This window comes from Pseudomonas sp. 5P_5.1_Bac1 (assembly GCF_025466015.1).
Lineage (GTDB): Bacteria > Pseudomonadota > Gammaproteobacteria > Pseudomonadales > Pseudomonadaceae > Aquipseudomonas.
The window spans coordinates 12,738-30,898 of sequence record NZ_JANLNX010000001.1 but is presented as its reverse complement, the minus strand read 5'-3'; the positions used below and the strand labels follow the sequence as shown (position 1 = coordinate 30,898).

The window sequence follows — 18,161 nt, the reverse complement described above, 5'->3', positions numbered from 1 at the left end:
ACGATGCAGGCCAGAAATATCAGGTGAGCGGAAAAACCCGATGCCTTATTGGGAAATGTTCTGAGACCAAACAAGGCGCTGGCCTATCCTTGAAGACGCACTGCGAGCTCGGAGCTGCAGTCCTTCAACAGTCAGGGAGTCATGGACATGCTATCTACGCTGGAACTGCGCGATATCGTCGAGAAGAGTTTTTTACCGGTTCGCTGCCGCTGCACCTTGGCCGCTGATCATTCGCTGACTGTGCAGTTGTTCGACCGCAGCCAGCGCGTCGACCTGCAGGTGAACGGCATTCGTGTCGAGCAGTTGAACAGCAGCCGCGCCATTTCCAGCCTGGTGAGCAAGTTGCGCTGCGATCTGCTGGACAAGCAGAACAATGTGGTTCAACTGCGCGACGCCGGGTAACTGCACCCCCATGTTGTAGTGTGCTCAATCGCGATAGAACGTCTGCACCAGGTGATAGCCGAATTTGCTCTTGATCGGACCATGCACGGTACGCAGGGGCTTTTTGAAGATCACCTGGTCGATCGCGCCCACCATCTGGCCCGGACGTACTTCACCCAGATCGCCGCCGCGCTTGCCCGAAGGGCAGGTGGAGTATTTCTTCGCCAGCACGTCGAAGGCTTCGCCCTTGGCGATGCGCTGCTTGAGCTGCTCGGCCTCTTCTGCGGTCTTGACGAGGATGTGTCGGGCCTGTGCTTTCATGATGCGGGTGCCTCGGGGTTGCGGGTAAAAGCCGGCGATTATGCCTGATCGCGCAGCTCGATGCGGTCGCGAAAATGCTCCAGCGCCTGCGGGTTGGCCAGGGCGTCGGTGTTTTTCACCGGCAGGCCGTGAACCACGTTGCGCACCGCCAGCTCGACGATCTTGCCGCTGATGGTCCGCGGGATGTCCGCCACCTGGACGATCACCGCCGGGACATGGCGGGCGCTGGTGTTGTCGCGGATCATCTTGCGGATCCGTGTCTGCAGGGCGTCATCCAGTTGTACGCCGTCGGCCAGGCGGACGAACAGCACCACGCGCACGTCGTGTTGCCATTGCTGGCCGATGGCGATGCTGTCCACTACCTGCTCGACCTTTTCCACCTGACGGTAGATCTCCGCGGTGCCGATGCGCACGCCGCCGGGGTTGAGCACGGCGTCGGAGCGGCCATGGATCGCCAGACTGCCGTTGCTGAATTCCTCGGCGTAATCGCCCTGGCACCAGACGCCGTCGAACTGGCTGAAATAAGCGGCCTTGAAGCGTTCGCCGTCGGGGTCGTTCCAGAAACCGAGGGGGATCGCCGGGAAATGCCGGATGCAGACCAGTTCGCCTTTTTCGTCCAGCACCGGCCGGCCCTGGTCGTTCCACACCTCGACGGCCATGCCCAGGCCCTTGCACTGGATCACGCCGCGGCGCACCGGCAGGGTCGGGTTACCGAGGACGAAGCAGGAGACGATATCGGTGCCGCCGGACATGGAAACCAGGCAAATATCATCCTTGATGTCGCGGAAGACATAATCGTAGCTGTGCGGCGACAGCGGCGAGCCGGTGGACAGCAACAGGCGCAGGCGCTCCAGGCGGTGGCTGTGGCGTGGGTGCAGGCCGGCGTGTTCGAGGGCCGCGAGGTACTTGGCGCTGGTGCCGAAGACGCTGATGCCCTCGGCGTCGATCAGGTCGAGCAGGCGTTCCGGTCCGGGATGGAAGGGCGAGCCGTCATACAGCACCAGCGTGGCGCCGAGGGCCAGGCCGCTGACCAGCCAGTTCCACATCATCCAGCCGCAAGTGGTGTAGTAGAACAGGCAGTCATCCTCGCGCAGGTCGTTGTGCAGCCCGTGTTCCTTGAGGTGCTGGAGCAAGACGCCGCCGGCGCTGTGGACGATGCACTTGGGCACGCCGGTGGTGCCGCTGGAATAGAGGATGTACAGCGGATGATCGAAGGGCAGGGCGACGAATTCGGGCTCGCCGCCGGGCTGATAAAAGTCGTGCCACAGGCCGGTGCGGGCCGGGGTGTGGAAGGCGTCCAGGCAGATATCGTCCTGACTGTATGGCACCACCAGCAACTGTTCGAGGGCGGGCAGGGCCGCCAGCACCTCGTTGATCTTGTCCACCTGGGACAGGGATTTGCCGGCGTACTGGTAGCCGGCGCAGACCAGCAGCAGCTTCGGCTCGATCTGGCCGAAGCGCTCGACGATGCCCTGGGTGCCGAACTCCGGCGACGAACTGGACCAGATCGCGCCGAGGCTGGTGCAGGCGAGCATCGCCACCACGGTCTGCCAGGTGTTGGGCATGCACGCCGCGACCCGGTCGCCGACGCCGATGCCGATGGCCTTGAAGGCCCGTTGCAGACCGGCAACCTCGGCCGCCAGTGCCGCGTAAGTGAGGGTGACGCGCTGGCCGTCTTCGCGGACTGAAACCAGTGCCGTGGCGTTATCACGGCGGCGCAGCAGGTGCTCGGCGAAATTCAGGGTGGCGCCGGGAAACCAGCGGGCATCGGGCATCCGCGGGCCTTCTTCCAGCACCTGGGTGGGAGGTTGCTGCCAGCGCACGCCGAAGCGCTCGGCCAGCGCCTGCCAGAAGGCCGGGCGCTGCTCGATGCTCCAGCGGTGCAGGTCGTGGTAGTCGGCCAGTCCGAGGTTGAACCGGCGATTGATCTCGCCGCGGAACTGATCCATGTGGCTTGCCTGAATACGCGCCTCGCTTGGGCGCCAGAGCACATCGTTCATGCCGATTCCCCTTGTTCAACGGCCTGTTCTGAGTTTATTCGACGCTGGCGCTTTTCACCTCGGTGGAGGCCGACCAGATTCGGTAGCGAACCTCGACCCCTTCAGGAACGTAAACCACCACCGGCAGCTTGCTGTTGTAGCGCAGCAGGAAACCGTCGCCGATCACCGGGACGAAGGCTTTGGTTTTGCTCTTGTCGGGGCAGGCCATCAGGGTCGACGCCGGGCCGGAGACTTTTTCCAGCCGGTAGTAGGGATAGCCCCAGCCTTGCAGATCTTTCTCTTCGAGCGTGCCGCCGAGGCGCTGGCGGTTGCAGTCCACCAGCAGTTCCTTGCCGGCCAGCACTTCGAGCTTGAAGGCGCTTTCGTCTTCCTGGGCGGGCAGGTGGATGACTTGGCGGGTGAAGCCTTTCTCGGCTTCCGGGTAGGGGGCGACATCCTTGAGGCTGGCGGCCACGGCGAACGGGCTGATCGCCAGCGACAAGGTGAACAGGGCAGTCAGGGAAAGCGGGCGCATAGCGGCTCCTTGCAGGTTTTTCGGGTCAGTCATGCCGGTCAGCCGCGGGCGTCGCTCGCCCTGTCGATCACTGGGCGAGCCAGCCGCCATCGATGTTCCAGGCGGCGCCGCGCACCTGGCTGCCGGCTTCACTACAGAGGAACAATACCAGCTCACCCAGATGTTGCGGCGTGACGAAGGCCACGGATGGCTGCTTCTCCGCCAACAGATCGTGTTGCGCCTGTTGTGGATCGACGCCGTTGGCGATGCGGTCGTCGATCTGCTTCTGCACCAGCGGCGTCAGCACCCAGCCGGGGCAGATCGCGTTGCAGGTGATCGGCGTGGTCGCGGTTTCCAGGCCGACCACTTTGGTCAACCCGACCACACCGTGCTTGGCCGCCACATAAGCGACCTTGCCCACCGAGCCGACCTGGCCATGCACCGAGGCGATATTGACGATCCGCCCCCAGTTGCGCGCGCGCATGCCCGGCAGGGCGAGGCGTGTGCAATGGAACACCGCCGAGAGGTTGAGGGCGATGATCGAGTCCCAGCGCTCCACCGGGAATTCCTCCACCGGGGCGACATGCTGGATACCGGCGTTGTTGACCAGGATATCGACGCCGCCGAATTCCGCTTCGGCGTAAGCGAACAGCGCTGCGAGTTGGGCGACGTCGCCGAGGTCAGCCGGGTGATGGGCGACCTTGCCGCCATGGCCGGCGACTTCGGCCAGCGCCGCGGTCGGGTCGCCGAAGCCGTTGAGCAGCACGTTGGCGCCGGCGGCGGCCAGGACCTTGGCGATGCCCAGGCCGATGCCGCTGGTGGAGCCGGTGACCAGTGCGGTTTTTCCGTGAAGACTCATGTGTGGCTCCTCAAACGATGCCGGTGGCGTAGAAAGTGGCGATCACGACGAACACCGCCAGGGTCTTGATCAGGGTAATACCGAAAATGTCCTTGTAGGCTTCGCGGTGGGTCAGGCCGGTCACCGCCAGCAAGGTGATCACCGCGCCGTTGTGCGGCAGGGTGTCCATGCCGCCGCTGGCCATGGCGGCCACGCGGTGCAGCACTTCCAGCGGGATATTGGCGGCATTGGCCGCGGCGATGAAGCTGTCGGACATCGCCGCCAGGGCGATGCTCATGCCGCCGGATGCCGAGCCGGTGATCCCCGCCAGCAGGGTCACGGTGATCGCTTCGTTGACCAGTGGATTGGGAATCGCGCGCAGGGCGTCGGCCAGCACCAGGAAGCCCGGCAACGAGGCGATCACCGCGCCGAAGCCGTATTCCGACGCGGTGTTCATCGCCGCCAGCAGGGCGCCGCCGACCGCGCTCTTGGTGCCTTCGGCCAGACGACTCTTGATCGCCTTGAAGCCTGCCACCAGCACCAGCAGGATGCCCAGCAACAAGGCTGCTTCCACCGCCCAGATTGCGGTGAGCTTGGCGATGTCGGTCTGTACCGGCGCGGCCATGCCCGGAAGTTGCAGGCTGTGGCTCTTGCCGTACCACTCAGGAATCCAGTGGGTGAACAGCAGGTTCATGACGCCCACCAGCAGCAACGGCGACAGCGCCAGCAGCGGGTTGGGCAGGCTCAGGTCGTCAGCGGTTTCCGGCTCGTTGCGCAGTTCGGTGCCGTAGCCCTCGCCGGCGCGCTGGGCCTTGTTGCGCTGGCGTTGCAGGTAAAGCATGCCGCTGCAAAACACGAACAGCGTGCCGATCAGCCCCAGCCACGGCGCGGCCCAGGCCGTGGTGTTGAAGAAGGTGCTAGGGATGATGTTCTGGATCTGCGGCGTGCCGGGCAGGGCGTCCATGGTGAAGGAGAACGCGCCCAGGGCGATGGTCGCCGGAATCAGCCGCTTGGGAATGTTGCTCTGGCGGAACATCTCGGCGGCGAACGGATAGACCGCGAACACCACCACGAACAACGACACGCCGCCGTAGGTCAGCAGGGCGCAGACCAGCACGATCACCAGCATTGCCTGGCGCGTGCCGAGCAGGCGGATCGCCGCGGCGACGATGGAGCGGGAAAAGCCCGACAGCTCGATCAGCTTGCCGAACACCGCGCCGAGCAGGAACACCGGGAAATAGAGTTTGATGAAGCCGACCATCTTCTCCATGAACACCCCGGTGAAGGCGGGCGCGACGGCGGACGGGTCGGTGAGCAGGACAGCGCCGAGGGCGGCGATGGGGGCAAACAGGATGACGCTGTAACCGCGATAGGCAGCGAGCATCAGCAGCGCCAGGGCTGCGAGGGCAATGATCACACTCATCGAGTGTCTCCTTGGTGAATCTTGTTTTTGTTGGGTTCAAGGAGATAGCGGGAATCGTGCCAATTGGTTAAGTGGCTGATTTGTAAGGGGAAAGGTTTGTTGTTTGGTCTGGGTGGACGAATTTGTCTCTTAAGTGAGAATTTTTTAGGGTTTGAGGGCCTCATCGCTAGCAAGCTAGCTCCTACAGAGGGGACTCGGGCACCCGATTCCCTGTAGGAGCTAGCTTGCTAGCGATGGGGCCAGAAAGTCCAATCCCAAAAAAGAGACATAAGTCTCTTTATGGAGACGAAATCCCCAGCGCCACCAACTTCTTGTACAACGTCGACCGCCCCAGCCCCAATTGCCGCGCCGCCTCCGGCACATTCCCGGCACACCGCGCCAGCGCGTTTTGCAGCAATTCCCGCTCGAACGCCTCGCACGCCTCGCGATACCCCTGCACCGGCGCATCCACCACCGCCAGCGGCTGCAACGGCCCCAGCGCCGACTGGATATCCGTCACTCCCAGCCGCGCCTGATCCGCCAGCAACGTCGCCCGCTCCAGCACGTTGCGCAACTCGCGGATATTCCCCGGCCAGGCATGCCGGCCCAAGAGGGCGAGGGCGTCGTGTTCCAGTTCATGACGGCTGCCCAGTTCCTCGAGGATGGTCTCGCTCAAGGCCGGCAAATCGTCCAGCCGCTCGCGCAACGCCGGGACTTCGATCGGCAGCACGTTCAGTCGGTAATACAGGTCGGCGCGGAACTCGCCCCGGGCCATGGCCGCCTGCAGGTCCCGCGAGGTGGCGGCGATGATGCGCACGTCGCTCTGCAGCATCTGGTTGGAGCCCACCGGTTCGTATTCCTTTTCCTGCAACACCCGCAGCAGCTTGCTTTGCAGCGGCAGCGGCATGTCGCCGATTTCGTCGAGGAACAGTGTGCCGCCTTCGGCAAGCTGCAACTTGCCGGCGCGGCCCTTGCGCTCGGCGCCGGTGAAGGCGCCCGGCGCGGTGCCGAAGAACTCGGCTTCCAGCAGGGTTTCCGGGATCGCCGCGCTGTTGATGCTGACAAAGGCTTTGTGCGCCCGCGGTGAGGCGGCATGGATGGCGTGGGCCAGCAGTTCCTTGCCGGTGCCGGTCTCGCCCAGCAGCAACACCGCCGAATCACTGCTCGCCGCGCGCCGGGCGCGGCGTTTGACTTCCAGGCTTTGCGCGCTGGTGCCGATAAACTGGTTGAAGCTGTATTTGGCCTGGCGTGCGCGCAGCAGCGAGCGGGTCGAGGCCAGCTCCTGCTGCATGCTGGCGTAGCGCTTGAGCAGCGGCGACAGGCTGCGCAATTCGTCGAACAAGGCAAAACCGATGGCGCCGATTACCGCGCCGCCGGCATCGTGGATGGGCAGGCGCATCACCACCAGTGGTTCTTTCGGCGTGTCGAGCATGTCCAGCAGCGCCGGGCGGCCTTGGGTGACCACGTCGCGCATCAGGCTGCCGGGGATCACCTGTTCGCACGGCTGGCCAATCGCGGCGCTGGCGTCGGTCAGGCCGAAGCGCCGGGCATAGCGCTCGTTCATCCAGACGATCCGCGCGTCGCGGTCGACGATCACCGTGCCTTCGCTGGACTGCTCGATGATTTCGAACAGCGATTTGATCGCCAGGCGGCGCACCCGCTGGTAGTCCTTGAGGCTGTCGCTGTCGTGCATGAGGTGTTCCGTCAAAGAAAAAGGTGATCAGGCCCGTGGGTCGAACGCCTCGCGCAGGGCGTCGCCGATAAACACCAGCAAGGTGAGGATCAGCGCCAGGGCGAAGAACGCGGTGAAACCCAGCCACGGCGCCTGCAGGTTCTGCTTGCCCTGGTTGACCAGCTCGCCCAGCGAGGCGCTCCCGGCGGGCATGCCGAAGCCGAGGAAGTCCAGCGCGGTCAAGGTCGAGATGGCCCCGGTGAGGATGAACGGCAGGTAGGTGAGGGTGGCGTTCATGGCGTTGGGCAGGATGTGCCGGACGATCACCAGCCGGTCCGGCAGGCCCATGGCCCGCGCCGCCTGCACGTACTCCAGGTTGCGTCCGCGAAGGAACTCGGCACGCACCACGTCCACCAGCGCCAGCCAGGAAAACAGCGCCATGATCCCCAGCAACCACCAGAAATTCGGCTCGACGAAGCCACTGAGGATAATCAGCAGGTACAGCACCGGCAGCCCCGACCAGACCTCCAGCAAGCGCTGGCCGATCAGATCGACCCAGCCGCCGTGATAGCCCTGCAGGGCGCCGGCGGTGACGCCGATCAGCGTGCTGATGACGGTCAGCGCCAGGGCGAACAGGATCGAGATACGCGTGCCATAGAGCACCCGCGCCAGCACGTCGCGGCCCTGGTCGTCGGTGCCCAGCCAGTTGCTCGCGCTGGGCGGGCTGGGAGCCGGCACCTGCAAATCGTAGTTGGGCGTGTCGGCGCTAAACGGCACCGGCGCAAACAGCATCCAGCCGCCGTCGCCCTCGATCAGTTCACGCACGTACTGGCTACGGTAGTCCGGCTGGAACGGCAGTTGGCCGCCGAACTGCTGCTCGGTGTAGCGCTTGAACGCCGGGAAATACAGGCTGCCCTGGTGGCCGAGCAGCAGCGGCTTGTCGTTGGCGATCAGCTCGGCGCCGAGGCTCAGGGTCAGCAAGGCGGCGAAGATCCACAGCGACCACCAGCCACGGCGGTTGCGGCGGAAATTCTGCAGGCGGCGCCGGCTCAGCGGCGACAGGCGAAACATCAGCGGGCCCTCGTCGCGAAGTCGATGCGCGGGTCCACCAGCGTGTAGCAGATGTCACCCAGCAGGCGGATCAGCAGGCCGAACAGGGTGAAGATGAACAGCGAGCCGAACACCACCGGATAGTCCCGGCTCACCGCCGCGTCGTAGCTCATGCGGCCGAGACCGTCGAGGGAGAAGATCACTTCGATCATCAGCGAGCCGGCGAAGAATACCGTGATCAGCGCCTGCGGAATGCCCGCGACGACCAGCAGGATCGCGTTGCGGAACACATGGCCGTAGAGCACGCGGCGCTCGCTGAGGCCCTTGGCGCGGGCGGTGACCACGTACTGGCGGGTGATTTCGTTGAGGAAGGCGTTTTTGGTCAGCAGCGTAAGGGTGGCGAAACCGCCGATCACCAGCGCGCCCACCGGCAACACCAAATGCCAGAAGTAGTCGGCGACCTTGCCGATCAGGCTCAGCTCGGCGAAGTTTTCCGACACCAGCCCGCGCACCGGGAACCAGTTCAGCGAGGTGCCGCCGGCGAACAGCACAATCAGCAGCAGGGCGAAGAGAAACGCCGGCAGCGCGTAGCCGATCACGATCAGGCTGCTGCTCCAGGCATCGAAGGCGCTGCCATGGCGCACCGCCTTGCGAATACCCAACGGGATCGACACCAGGTAGGTAATCAAGGTGGCCCAGAAGCCGAGCGAGATCGTCACTGGCATCTTGTCGAGGATCAGGTCGGTGACTTTGGCGCCGCGGAAAAAGCTGTCGCCGAAATCGAGGCGGGCGTAGTTGCCGAGCATCAGCCAGAGCCGTTCCGGTGCTGATTTGTCGAAGCCGTATTGTTTTTTGATGGTTTCCAGCAGGGCCGGGTCGAGGCCGCGGCTGGCCCGCGAATCCACCTGCAGCGACGACGAGCCTGGCGCACCGCCGCCGATGCCTTGCAGGCGCGCCACCGCCTGTTCCACCGGTCCGCCGGGGGCGGCCTGGACGATGACAAAGTTGACCAGCAGGATCACCAGCAACGTCGGGATGATCAGCAGCAGGCGCCGCAGGATATAGGCGGTCATTTCGCGGCTCCGCTGCGTTCGGCCATTTGCGCGTTGGTCAGCGGGGTCGGGCTGACTTCCCACCAGGTGTCGAGGGCCGGGTCATTGGCGGCCGGGATTTTCGGCAGGCCGAAGCGGTTCCACCAGACGCTGGAGGTGCCCGGCGGGTAATAGTTGGGGATCCAGTAGTAATTCCATTGCAGCACCCGGTCCAGCGCATGGGCATGGCGTTGCATGTCGGCCTGGGTGGCGGCGCGCACCAGGCCGTCGATCAGGCCATCGACCACCGGGTCCTTGAGCACCATGAAGTTGTTCGAGCCGGGATCGTTGGCCGCCGCCGAGCCGAAGTAGCTGTACAACTCCAGCCCCGGCGAGGGCGACACCGGGTAGCCGGTGACGATCATGTCGTAGTCGCGGGCCATCAGGCGGTTGACGTACTGGGCGGCGTCGACGCGGCGTATCTGCATGTCGATGCCGATCTGCGCCAGCGTGCGTTTCCACGGCAGCAGCAAGCGTTCGAGGCCGTTCTGGCCATTGAGGAAGACGAAACTCAGCGGCTCGCCCTGGGCATTCACCAGGCGGTCGCCGTCCGGGCGCCAGCCGGCCGCCTGCAACAGCGCCAGGGCCTGCAACTGCTTGTCGCGGATCAAGCCGGAACCATCGGTTTTCGGCGCCTCGAACACCTGGATGAAGACTTCATCGGGGACTTTTCCGCGCAGCGGCTCCAGCAGTTTCAGCTCGTCGGCGTCCGGCAATTCGCGGGCAGCCAGCGGGCTGTTGGCGAAGTAGCTCTGCTGGCGGATATACAGGTCGCGCATCATCCGCCGGTTGCTCCATTCGAAGTCCCAGAGCAGGGCGATGGCCTGGCGCACGCGGCGGTCCTGGAACATCGGGCGTTCCAGGTTGAACACATAGCCCTGGGCGCTTTGCGCCATGTCCTTGGCCAGGTGCGCGCGTTGCAGGCGGCCGTCGTCGAGGGCCGGGCCGTTGTAGCCGATGGTGTAGCCGGTGGCGGAGAACTCGCGGTTGTAGTCGTAGCCGCCGCCGCGCAGGACCTGGCGGGCGACATCGGTGTCGCCGAAGTACTCGATGCGCAACTGGTCGAAGTTGTAGCGGCCACGGTTGACCGCGAGGTCCTTGCCCCACCAGTCGCGGTCGCGTTCGAAGGTGATGCTGCGGCCGTTGTCGATCCGCGCCACGCGGTACGGCCCGCTGCCCAGCGGCGCTTCGAAACCGCCGCCGTTGGCGAAATCGCGGTCGCGCCACCAGTGTTCCGGCAGCACCGGCAGGGACGCGAGGTCCAGAGCCAGGGTGCGGTTCTGGTTGGTCTTGAAGTCGAAGCGCACTTGCGTCGGCGACTCCACCACCACATCGGCGACATCGGCGAACTGGGTGCGGTATTTCAGGTTGCCTTCGCGCAGCAGCAGGTCGTAGGTGAAGCGCACGTCTTCGGCGCGGATCGGCTTGCCGTCGGCGAAGCGGGCTTTCGGGTCGAGGTAGAAACGCAGCGACAGACCGTCGGCGGCCCGTTCCATGCGGCGGGCGACCAGACCGTAGACGGTGTAGGGCTCGTCCTGCGAGCGTACCGCCAGCGGCGAGTAGAGCCAGCCGTCGATTTCACTGACGCCGATGCCTTTGTCGATATACGGAAGGATGTGGTCGAACTGGCCGATCTCGATGGCCGAGCGGCGCAGGCTGCCGCCTTTGGGGGCATCAGGGTTGGTGTAGTCGAAGTGACGGAAATGCTCCGCATAGCGCGGGGCTTCGTCGTAGACGGTGAGGGCGTGGGAAGGGGCGGCCTGGGCAGTCAGGCAGAGCGCCGTCGCGAGCAAGCTCGCTCCTACAGTGATGGTATTGCGCAACATCTTCTGTAGGAGCGAGTTCACTCGCGAAGGACCGCAGAGCGGTCCCTGGTATCGGCGCAAGACCGATCAGTCCTGGCGGCTGGTCACTTCCAGCAGGTGGTAACCGAACTGGGTCTTCACCGGACCCTGTACTTCATTCAGCGGCGCGCTGAAGACCACGGTGTCGAATTCCTTGACCATCTGGCCTGGACCGAACGAGCCCAGGTCACCGCCCTGGCGGCTGGATGGGCACGTGGAGTTGGCTTTGGCAACGTCCGCGAAGTCGGCGCCGGCTTCGATCTGTGCTTTCAGTTCGTTGCACTTGTCTTCGCTGCTGACGAGGATGTGGCGTGCGCTGGCTCGGGCCATGGGGGGTACTCCTGTTGGGAAAAGCCAGAGCCTAACGCAATTGTTTGGCGATTTCTCCTGAAACCTTGTGGTAAGACTCCGCACTCAAGACTTTGTGCTGAACGTCCGGGCTTCAGTGCCCCGCCCGTTGCTTGCGCAATTCACACGCCGCCTTGCGCAACATCGCCTCGGTGCCTTCCCAGCCCAGGCAGCCATCGGTGATCGATACGCCGTATTCCAGCGGCCCCTTGCCCAGCGCCTGGCAGCCGTCGAACAGGTGGCTTTCGATCATCACGCCCACCAGCGAGCGGTCGCCGTCCAGCCGCTGACGCAACACATCATCGAACACCGCCGGCTGTTTCAGCGGGTCTTTGCCGCTGTTGGCGTGGCTGCAATCGACCATGATCCGTGCCGCGATCCCGGCCTTGGCCAGCCCCTGGCGCGCTTGCTCGACACTCGCCGCGTCGTAGTTCGGGCCCTTGTGGCCGCCGCGCAATACCAAATGGGTGTCGGGGTTGCCGAGGGTTTCGACGATGGCCGGGTGGCCCTGGGCGTCGAGGCCGAAATGCCGGTGCGGATGGGCGGCGCTGCGGATCGCGTCGCAGGCGATGCCGACGCCGCCGTCGGTGCCGTTCTTGAAGCCCACTGGCAGGCCGAGGCCGCTGACCATCTCGCGGTGGATCTGCGATTCGGTGGTGCGTGCGCCGATTGCCGCCCAGCTCAGCAGGTCGTCGAAGTAGCCCGAGGCCATGGGTTGCAGCAGTTCGGTGGCAACCGGCAGGCCGAGTTCGAGCATCCCCAGCATCAATTCGCGGGACAGGCGCAGGCCGCCGTGCATGTCATCGCTGCCGTCCAGGTGCGGGTCGTAGGCCAGGCCTTTCCAGCCGACCGTGGTCCGCGGCTTTTCGACGTAGGCGCGCATCACCAGCAGCAACTGGTCGCCGACACGCTGCGACAGCGCGGCAAGGCGCTCGGCGTATTCGAGGGCGGCGCGGGGATCGTGCAGGGAGCAGGGGCCGACGATCACCAGCAGGCGCGGGTCGTTGCCGTCGAGGATGTTTTTCACCGCCTGGCGGTGGTGCTGGACCTGGGCCGTGAGGGCCGTGGAAAGCGGCAACTGCTGCTTGAGTTGCACGGGGCTTGGCAGACGCAGGCTGACCGGAGTGTTGGCCGCGGCGTTGGTGTTCAGGGGCAGTGCTTGGCTGGACGCTTGCATGTTCGGATTTCCCTGGGCGGAAGGCGGGTTCTGTCCCGCGCCTTCGGCCCTATCGCTGTGTTCGACAGATACGTGTAAGTGTGTGATTGCCACCTGTACTGGACCGGTCGGAGGCGGCTGGCTGGCCCGAACGGCAGTGGCTAAATCGCCAGGCAGAGCGTTGGTAACGGTAGTCAGTGGTGGTGTTCATCTGTCGTTCCTCAATGGTGTCGGTGTGATCGGGCCCAAAAAACAAAACCCCCGGAGGGCGGGGCCGACCGGGGGTTTGAGTATTCTCGTGTTCGGCGGCCCCTTTGAGTGGGCGCCGGTGTGGGTATCAGCGGCGCCTTTGGCTAAACCAATACCCAAAATAAAAGCCGACTGGAGCCGCAGTCCCGCAGGCAGCCACGGACACGACGGCGCGCGCGAGGCGGGCGGTGTGTTGTGCGTGGTTGTGAGGGGTGGATTGCATGGTGTGCTCCAGTTGAATGCGTTCGAGCTTACTTCAGCGTAACTGCGTGTTTCAACGATTAATTTCAATCGAAACGATTAATTACGCCTAACGTCGCAGGTACGCCGTGAAGTCGATATCGCCGGCGCTGAGGATTGCTTGAACCCGGTTGTGCACGTTGAGCTTGCGCAGGATCGCCGAGACGTGGGCCTTGACCGTGGTTTCGGCGATATCGAGGTTGTAGGCGATCTGTTTGTTCGATTCGCCCTTGGTCATGCGCTCCAGCACCAGCAACTGCTTGCGGGTCAGCGCTTGCAGCAGTTCCGGGGCAAAGCCCTGGGTTTCGTTCTGGCTGCGGCGGCTGCCGCTCTTCTGGGTGCGGATGATGTCCGGTGGCAGGTAGACGTTGCCGTTGAGGATCTGCTCGATGGCCTCGGTCATCTGCGAGCGCGGCGAGGACTTGGTGATAAAACCGACCGCGCCGTAGGTGATGGCTTGCAGCACCACTTGCTTGTCCTGTTCGGCGGAGACGATCACCACCGGGATGGTCGGCGCTTCGTTACGCAGGTTGATCAGCCCGCCCAGGCCGTGCATGCCGGGCATGTTCAGGTCGAGCAGGATGAGGTCGAGGTCGTCGTGTTCGCCGGTCAGCGCCAGGGCGCTGTCGAGGTCGGCGGTTTCCATCACTTCACTGCCGGGGAAACCATCGCTGATGACGTTGTGGATGGCTTCGCGAAACAGCGGATGGTCGTCAGCGATCAGAATCTTGTACATGGCTTTGCACCTTATTGTTTTGGCGTTGACCGCAAGGAATCGTCGTTCAGGGAAAGACCTCGGGCGTGGCGGCAACCACGGGCAGGCCCGCAGCTTCCCAGGCATCCAGGCCGTCACGGTACCAGTACAGGCGTGTGTAGCCCAGCGCCGTGGCGCGCTTGACCGCGTTCCAGCTCAGCCAGCAATCGGAGCGGCAATAGAACACGATCGGCCGCTGCCGGTCGCCGTTGCTGAGGCGTTGCAGGTGACGACTGAAATACTCCGACCACTGCGGGTTCAGCTCGCCGTCGCCGGTGTTGGCCAGCCAGTGGCTGCCGGGCAGATTGGCGTGGGCTTCGCTGTCGATGAACTGGCCGTGCAGCCACTGGCGTTTGTAGACGTCGATCAGCAGCGGCTGCGGCTGGGCCGCGAGCAGTGCCTGGAGTCCGGGGGTGTCGAGGGTTTGCGCGCCCTCGGCGCTGGCCGGGGTCGGGCTGCGGTAAAGGGTGGCGCGGTAGCCGTCGGCGGAAAACAACGGGGTGTCGGCCAGGGCAGTGCTGGCGAGCAGGCCTGAAAACGTCAGGCAGGCGAGGGCGGACAGGACGCGGGGCAGCATGGTCGGCAGTCTCATTTTTGTTATGCCGGTATTACAGGTCAGTAGCGCGGCTTTGTGAATGCGACCATCGACAGCAAAAGCGCTACCAAAGTAGTAGCCGGGCAGGCCGGGCAGGGCTCTAGCATGGGGTTTGGCGAACAACAACGAGAACCACGCCGATGGACATCCTGCTGGTTGACGATCACCCCATGCTGCGCCTGGGCCTCAGTGCCGTGCTCGCCGAGGAACTGCCGGTGCGTGAAGCCGGCTCGGGCGAAGAAGCCCTGCAACGGGTGCACGAACAGGTGCCGGGGTTGGTGCTGATGGATTTCGACCTGCCCGGCATCAGCGGCCTGGAAACCACCCGCCGCCTGCGCCAGCGCCTGCCACAACTGCGCGTGCTGTTTTTCAGTGAACATACCGAACTGGGTCTGGTGCGCCAGGCGCTGGACGCTGGCGCCTGCGGCTTCCTGTCCAAATCAGTGACGCCGGCCACGCTGCTGGAAGCGGTGCGACGGGTGTTGTCCGGCCATGCCTACATCGAACAGGCCCTCGCCACGCAACTGGCAACCCAGCCGCAGCGGGCACAGGACAAGGACGCGCGGCTGAATGGCCTGACCCAGCGCGAGACGGAAATCTTTCTGATGCTCGCCAAGGGCACGCCGATGCGGGTGATCGCCGAACACCTGTGCCTGAGCGGCAAGACGGTTTCCAACTACCTGACTCTACTCAAGAGCAAGCTGCAGGTGAGTTCCCATGCGGAGATGGTGCACCTGGCGATCCAGACGGGGCTGCTTCGCGACGTGACAAGCTTCAAGCTGCAAGCTGCAAGTTAAGCGCGCTCGGCGAGCCGCGTCGCTTGCAGCTTGAAGTTGCCGTCAGTCCCAGGTCTTCGGACAGCCTTCACAGCCTTCCATGTTGGCATCCTGGAAGTTCGCGTAATGCTTGCGGGTTCCGCGCAGGTCAGCCTTCTCCAGGTTGCTCTCGCCGAACTTGGCTTCTTGCAGATTGGCGTCGGCGAGGATCGCGCCCTTCATGTCGGCGCGGCTCAGCCAGGTCATTTCCAGGTCGGCGGCTTGCAGGTTGGTGTTGTGCATCTTGGCCCCGGAAAGGCGGGCGAATTCAAGGTAGGCAGCGCTGAGATTGGCGTCGTTGAATTTCGCGCCCTGGGCGAACATGCCCCAGGCTTGCGCGGCCACCAGGCTGGCACCGGTGAGGTCGGCGATGCGCAGGTTGGTCTGTTGCAGGCTGGCGCGGTTGAGGTTGGCGCCCTGCAACTGGGCCTTTTCCAGATTGGCCAGGTCGAGCTTGGCGTGACGCAGGTTGGCGTTGCGCAGGTTGGCGCCGGCCAGGTTCATCTTGCTCATGTCCTGGTTGTTCAGGTCAGCGCCTTCGAGGTTGGCGTTGGGGCACTGGCTGCCCGGCTGGATCACGCAGCCGTTGATGCTCAGCGGCTGGTCGTCGCCGCCGTCGTCATTGGCGATGGCGGCGAAGGCAGGGGAAATGGCAATGGCGAGAAGTAGCGGGAGGTATTTCATGGATAGCTCCTTGGAAGGCGTGCCGTGCCTTCCTTGTAGGAGCGAGCTTGCTCGCGATGGCGTCAGACGCCACCACCGTGGCTGTCTGTCGATCGCCATCGCGAGCAAGCTCGCTCCTACAAGGGGGGCGGGTGGCGGGCCCTGAAGTCGAAAGCGAAAGGGGGCTGTCAGGCCCCCTCGTTCAGCTCAGATCAACGTTGTGCGGTCTTGGTATCCCAGGCAGGGATCTTGAATACCCAGAACGAACCGCCCTGTGCCACTGGCTTGGTCAGCTCGGCCATGTCGCCGCCCCACAGTGGAACAGCGCCGCCGTAACCGACGGTCACGCCGATGTACTGCTCGCCATCTTGTTCCCAGGTGATCGGTGGCGAAACGATGCCGCTACCGGTCTGGAATTTCCACAGCTCTTCGCCCGTCTTGGCGTTGAACGCTTTGAAGTAGCCGTCACCGGTGCCGGTGAACACCAGGTTGCCCTTGGTCGCCAGTACGCCAGCCCACAGCGGCAGACGCTCTTTGTGTTCCCAGACCATCTTGCCGGTGGTCGGGTCCATGGCGCGCAGCGAACCGACGTGGTCTTCGTACATGCGCTTGATGCGGAAGCCCATGCCGAGGTACGCGGAGCCTTTCTTGTAGTTGACGGTCTCGGTCCAGTATTCCTCTTTCCACTGGTTCGACGGCACGTAGAACAGGCCGGTGTCCTGGCTGTAGGCCATCGGGTTCCAGTTCTTGCCACCGAGGAACGGCGGCGAGACTTCGACCGACTTGCCGCGGGTTTCGCCTGGCTCTGGCTTCGGCGGACGCTGGCCTTCGTTCTCGACCGGGCGACCGGTCTTGAGGTCGATGTGGCTGGCCCAGGTGATGTTGTCGGCGAACGGGAAGGCGTTCTTCAGCTTGCCGTTGGTACGGTCGACCACATAGAAGAAGCCGTTACGGTCAGCGTGGGCGGTGGCCTTGTACTGCTTGCCGTCTTTGTCCTTGTAGTCGAACAGCACCAGTTCGTTGTTGCCGGAGAAGTCCCAGGCATCGTTCGGGGTGTGCTGGTAGAACCACTTCACTTCACCGGTGGTTGGGTCAACGCCGACCTGGCCGGAGGTGTAAAGGCTGTCGTAGTCGTGCGGGTTGCCGTCTTTCGAGGTCCGTGCCCAGGTGTTCCATGGGCCAGGGTTGCCGGCACCGACGATGATGGTGTTGGTCTCGGCGTCGAAGCTCGCGCTCTGCCAAGGGGCGCCGCCGCCGTGGCTCCAGGCCTCGACTTTGCCGGTTTCGGTGGTCGGATCATCCGGCCAGGACGGTGCTTTCACATCGCCGGTCGGGGTGCTGTCCTTGCCGTTCATGCGGCCCATGTGGCCTTCGACGAACGGACGCATCCAGACTTCTTCACCGGTGTCCGGGTCGCGGGCGAACAGTTGGCCGACAACGCCGAATTCGTCACCGGAGCTGCCGTGGATCAGCAGGACCTTGCCGGTCTTCTGGTCTTTGATCAGGGTCGGCGCACCGGTCATGGTGTAGCCGGCGCTGTGATCGCCGAATTTCTTGTTCCAGATGACCTTGCCGGTGTCCTTGTTCAGCGCGATGACGCGCGAGTCGAGGGTGCCGAAGTAGATCTTGTCGCCGAAGATGGCGGCGCCGCGGTTGACCACGTCACAGCATGGACGGATGTCGTCCGGCAGACGGTGGTTGTAGGTCCACAGGCGTTTGCCGGTCTTGGCGTCCAGCGCGAAGACCCGCGAGTAGGAACCGGTAACGTAGACCACGCCGTCATGGATGATCGCTTGCGACTCCTGTCCACGCTGCTTCTCGTCACCGAACGAGTACGACCAGGCCGGGGTCAGCTTGAACACGTTCTTGTCGTTGACCACAGCCAGCGGGCTCCAGCGCTGGGCGTTGGTGCCCATGCCGTATTGCAGCACGTTGTTGGTGGTCTTGTGGTCGTCGGCGATGTCTTCCCAGGTCACAGGCTTGGCCTGGCTGGCAGGCGCCATGGCCAGGGTGCTGACCAGCAGCACGGCCTGGACGGCCATGGACAGAGGAGAGAGAGCGGCGGGTAACGATCTTATTGTCATGTTGGTGTTTCCCAATGGAGGTTTTGGCCTGCATAGACTGGAACGCCAACGCCCTTCGAGAAACGGAAAAACTCCCGCCCTTGCCGGGAAAACTTCCCGGTTCGGACATGATTTGGCACTGCCCCACAAGCGCTACTACCAAAGCACTGGGTCGCGACCACCAAA

Annotated in this window: 17 protein-coding genes; 2 read left to right on the top strand and 15 right to left on the bottom strand. The window is 64.1% G+C overall.

The features are described from left to right. Positions 1-147 precede the first annotated feature (147 nt). Positions 148-402 carry a DUF1652 domain-containing protein gene (locus NTD82_RS00140; protein WP_371864248.1) on the top strand — a complete coding sequence of 85 codons (255 nt, stop codon included), beginning with the start codon at positions 148-150 and terminating at the stop codon, positions 400-402. 24 nt (positions 403-426) lie between these two features. Here the strand turns inward: NTD82_RS00140 and NTD82_RS00135 are convergent, their stop codons facing one another. From NTD82_RS00135 to NTD82_RS00075, 13 genes are all read right to left on the bottom strand, one after another. Continuing rightward, positions 427-702 (bottom strand): peptidylprolyl isomerase, encoded by a 276-nt coding sequence (locus NTD82_RS00135; RefSeq protein WP_095153555.1) that lies wholly within the window; start codon positions 700-702, stop codon positions 427-429. 38 nt (positions 703-740) lie between these two features. After that, the gene (locus NTD82_RS00130; RefSeq protein WP_262127340.1) at positions 741-2,702 is read right to left on the bottom strand and encodes an acetoacetate--CoA ligase; all 1,962 of its coding nucleotides are present in this window, start codon (positions 2,700-2,702) and stop codon (positions 741-743) included. Between the two features lie 34 nt (positions 2,703-2,736). After that, positions 2,737-3,216 (bottom strand): serine protease inhibitor ecotin, encoded by a 480-nt coding sequence (gene eco / locus NTD82_RS00125; RefSeq protein ID WP_095153553.1) that lies wholly within the window; start codon positions 3,214-3,216, stop codon positions 2,737-2,739. Between the two features lie 67 nt (positions 3,217-3,283). Further along, positions 3,284-4,054, bottom strand: coding sequence for a 3-hydroxybutyrate dehydrogenase (gene hbdH, locus NTD82_RS00120; protein WP_262127339.1), 771 nt, complete (start codon positions 4,052-4,054; stop codon positions 3,284-3,286). A gap of 10 nt (positions 4,055-4,064) precedes the next feature. After that, positions 4,065-5,456 (bottom strand): GntP family permease, encoded by a 1,392-nt coding sequence (locus NTD82_RS00115; protein WP_095153551.1) that lies wholly within the window; start codon positions 5,454-5,456, stop codon positions 4,065-4,067. A 277-nt stretch (positions 5,457-5,733) separates the two neighbouring features. After that, a complete protein-coding gene (locus NTD82_RS00110; RefSeq protein ID WP_262127337.1) occupies positions 5,734-7,128 on the bottom strand; it encodes a sigma-54 interaction domain-containing protein in 1,395 nt (464 codons plus the stop codon). A 27-nt stretch (positions 7,129-7,155) separates the two neighbouring features. Further along, on the bottom strand, positions 7,156-8,178 hold the full coding sequence (locus tag NTD82_RS00105) for an ABC transporter permease (protein ID WP_262127336.1): 1,023 nt from the start codon (positions 8,176-8,178) through the stop codon (positions 7,156-7,158). Further along, positions 8,178-9,230, bottom strand: coding sequence for a microcin C ABC transporter permease YejB (locus NTD82_RS00100; protein ID WP_095153548.1), 1,053 nt, complete (start codon positions 9,228-9,230; stop codon positions 8,178-8,180). Before NTD82_RS00100 ends, NTD82_RS00105 begins: the two co-directional genes overlap by 1 nt. Next, a complete protein-coding gene (locus NTD82_RS00095; RefSeq protein ID WP_262127378.1) occupies positions 9,227-11,074 on the bottom strand; it encodes an extracellular solute-binding protein in 1,848 nt (615 codons plus the stop codon). Before NTD82_RS00095 ends, NTD82_RS00100 begins: the two co-directional genes overlap by 4 nt. Positions 11,075-11,140: 66 nt before the next feature. Beyond that, a complete protein-coding gene (locus NTD82_RS00090; protein ID WP_095153546.1) occupies positions 11,141-11,422 on the bottom strand; it encodes a peptidylprolyl isomerase in 282 nt (93 codons plus the stop codon). Positions 11,423-11,534: 112 nt separating this feature from the next. Next, entirely contained in the window at positions 11,535-12,617 is a 1,083-nt protein-coding gene (locus NTD82_RS00085) for a 3-deoxy-7-phosphoheptulonate synthase (protein WP_262127334.1), read from the bottom strand. Between the two features lie 538 nt (positions 12,618-13,155). Then, entirely contained in the window at positions 13,156-13,821 is a 666-nt protein-coding gene (locus NTD82_RS00080) for a response regulator transcription factor (RefSeq protein ID WP_095153544.1), read from the bottom strand. 46 nt (positions 13,822-13,867) lie between these two features. Then, a complete protein-coding gene (locus NTD82_RS00075) occupies positions 13,868-14,416 on the bottom strand; it encodes a PQQ-dependent catabolism-associated CXXCW motif protein (protein ID WP_262127333.1) in 549 nt (182 codons plus the stop codon). A 158-nt stretch (positions 14,417-14,574) separates the two neighbouring features. Here NTD82_RS00075 and NTD82_RS00070 point away from each other — a divergent pair, with 158 nt between their 5' ends. Beyond that, positions 14,575-15,231: a response regulator transcription factor gene (locus tag NTD82_RS00070; protein ID WP_262127332.1), complete on the top strand. Its 657-nt coding sequence runs from the start codon at positions 14,575-14,577 to the stop codon at positions 15,229-15,231. 42 nt (positions 15,232-15,273) lie between these two features. Here NTD82_RS00070 and NTD82_RS00065 read toward each other — a convergent pair whose 3' ends face one another. After that, entirely contained in the window at positions 15,274-15,933 is a 660-nt protein-coding gene (locus NTD82_RS00065) for a pentapeptide repeat-containing protein (RefSeq protein WP_262127331.1), read from the bottom strand. A gap of 191 nt (positions 15,934-16,124) precedes the next feature. Further along, positions 16,125-17,954, bottom strand: coding sequence for a quinoprotein ethanol dehydrogenase (gene exaA / locus NTD82_RS00060; RefSeq protein WP_262127377.1), 1,830 nt, complete (start codon positions 17,952-17,954; stop codon positions 16,125-16,127). Positions 17,955-18,161: the final 207 nt, after the last annotated feature.

Coding starts and splice junctions, on each gene's coding strand:
- NTD82_RS00080 (WP_095153544.1), bottom strand. CDS start 13,821: ATGTACAAGATTCTGATCGCTGACGACCATCCGCTGTTTCGCGAAGCC.
- NTD82_RS00130 (WP_262127340.1), bottom strand. CDS start 2,702: ATGAACGATGTGCTCTGGCGCCCAAGCGAGGCGCGTATTCAGGCAAGC.
- NTD82_RS00100 (WP_095153548.1), bottom strand. CDS start 9,230: ATGACCGCCTATATCCTGCGGCGCCTGCTGCTGATCATCCCGACGTTG.
- hbdH (WP_262127339.1), bottom strand. CDS start 4,054: ATGAGTCTTCACGGAAAAACCGCACTGGTCACCGGCTCCACCAGCGGC.
- NTD82_RS00135 (WP_095153555.1), bottom strand. CDS start 702: ATGAAAGCACAGGCCCGACACATCCTCGTCAAGACCGCAGAAGAGGCC.
- NTD82_RS00095 (WP_262127378.1), bottom strand. CDS start 11,074: ATGTTGCGCAATACCATCACTGTAGGAGCGAGCTTGCTCGCGACGGCG.
- NTD82_RS00090 (WP_095153546.1), bottom strand. CDS start 11,422: ATGGCCCGAGCCAGCGCACGCCACATCCTCGTCAGCAGCGAAGACAAG.
- NTD82_RS00075 (WP_262127333.1), bottom strand. CDS start 14,416: ATGCTGCCCCGCGTCCTGTCCGCCCTCGCCTGCCTGACGTTTTCAGGC.
- eco (WP_095153553.1), bottom strand. CDS start 3,216: ATGCGCCCGCTTTCCCTGACTGCCCTGTTCACCTTGTCGCTGGCGATC.
- NTD82_RS00115 (WP_095153551.1), bottom strand. CDS start 5,456: ATGAGTGTGATCATTGCCCTCGCAGCCCTGGCGCTGCTGATGCTCGCT.
- NTD82_RS00105 (WP_262127336.1), bottom strand. CDS start 8,178: ATGTTTCGCCTGTCGCCGCTGAGCCGGCGCCGCCTGCAGAATTTCCGC.
- NTD82_RS00070 (WP_262127332.1), top strand. CDS start 14,575: ATGGACATCCTGCTGGTTGACGATCACCCCATGCTGCGCCTGGGCCTC.
- NTD82_RS00085 (WP_262127334.1), bottom strand. CDS start 12,617: ATGCAAGCGTCCAGCCAAGCACTGCCCCTGAACACCAACGCCGCGGCC.
- NTD82_RS00140 (WP_371864248.1), top strand. CDS start 148: ATGCTATCTACGCTGGAACTGCGCGATATCGTCGAGAAGAGTTTTTTA.
- NTD82_RS00065 (WP_262127331.1), bottom strand. CDS start 15,933: ATGAAATACCTCCCGCTACTTCTCGCCATTGCCATTTCCCCTGCCTTC.
- NTD82_RS00110 (WP_262127337.1), bottom strand. CDS start 7,128: ATGCACGACAGCGACAGCCTCAAGGACTACCAGCGGGTGCGCCGCCTG.
- exaA (WP_262127377.1), bottom strand. CDS start 17,954: ATGGCCGTCCAGGCCGTGCTGCTGGTCAGCACCCTGGCCATGGCGCCT.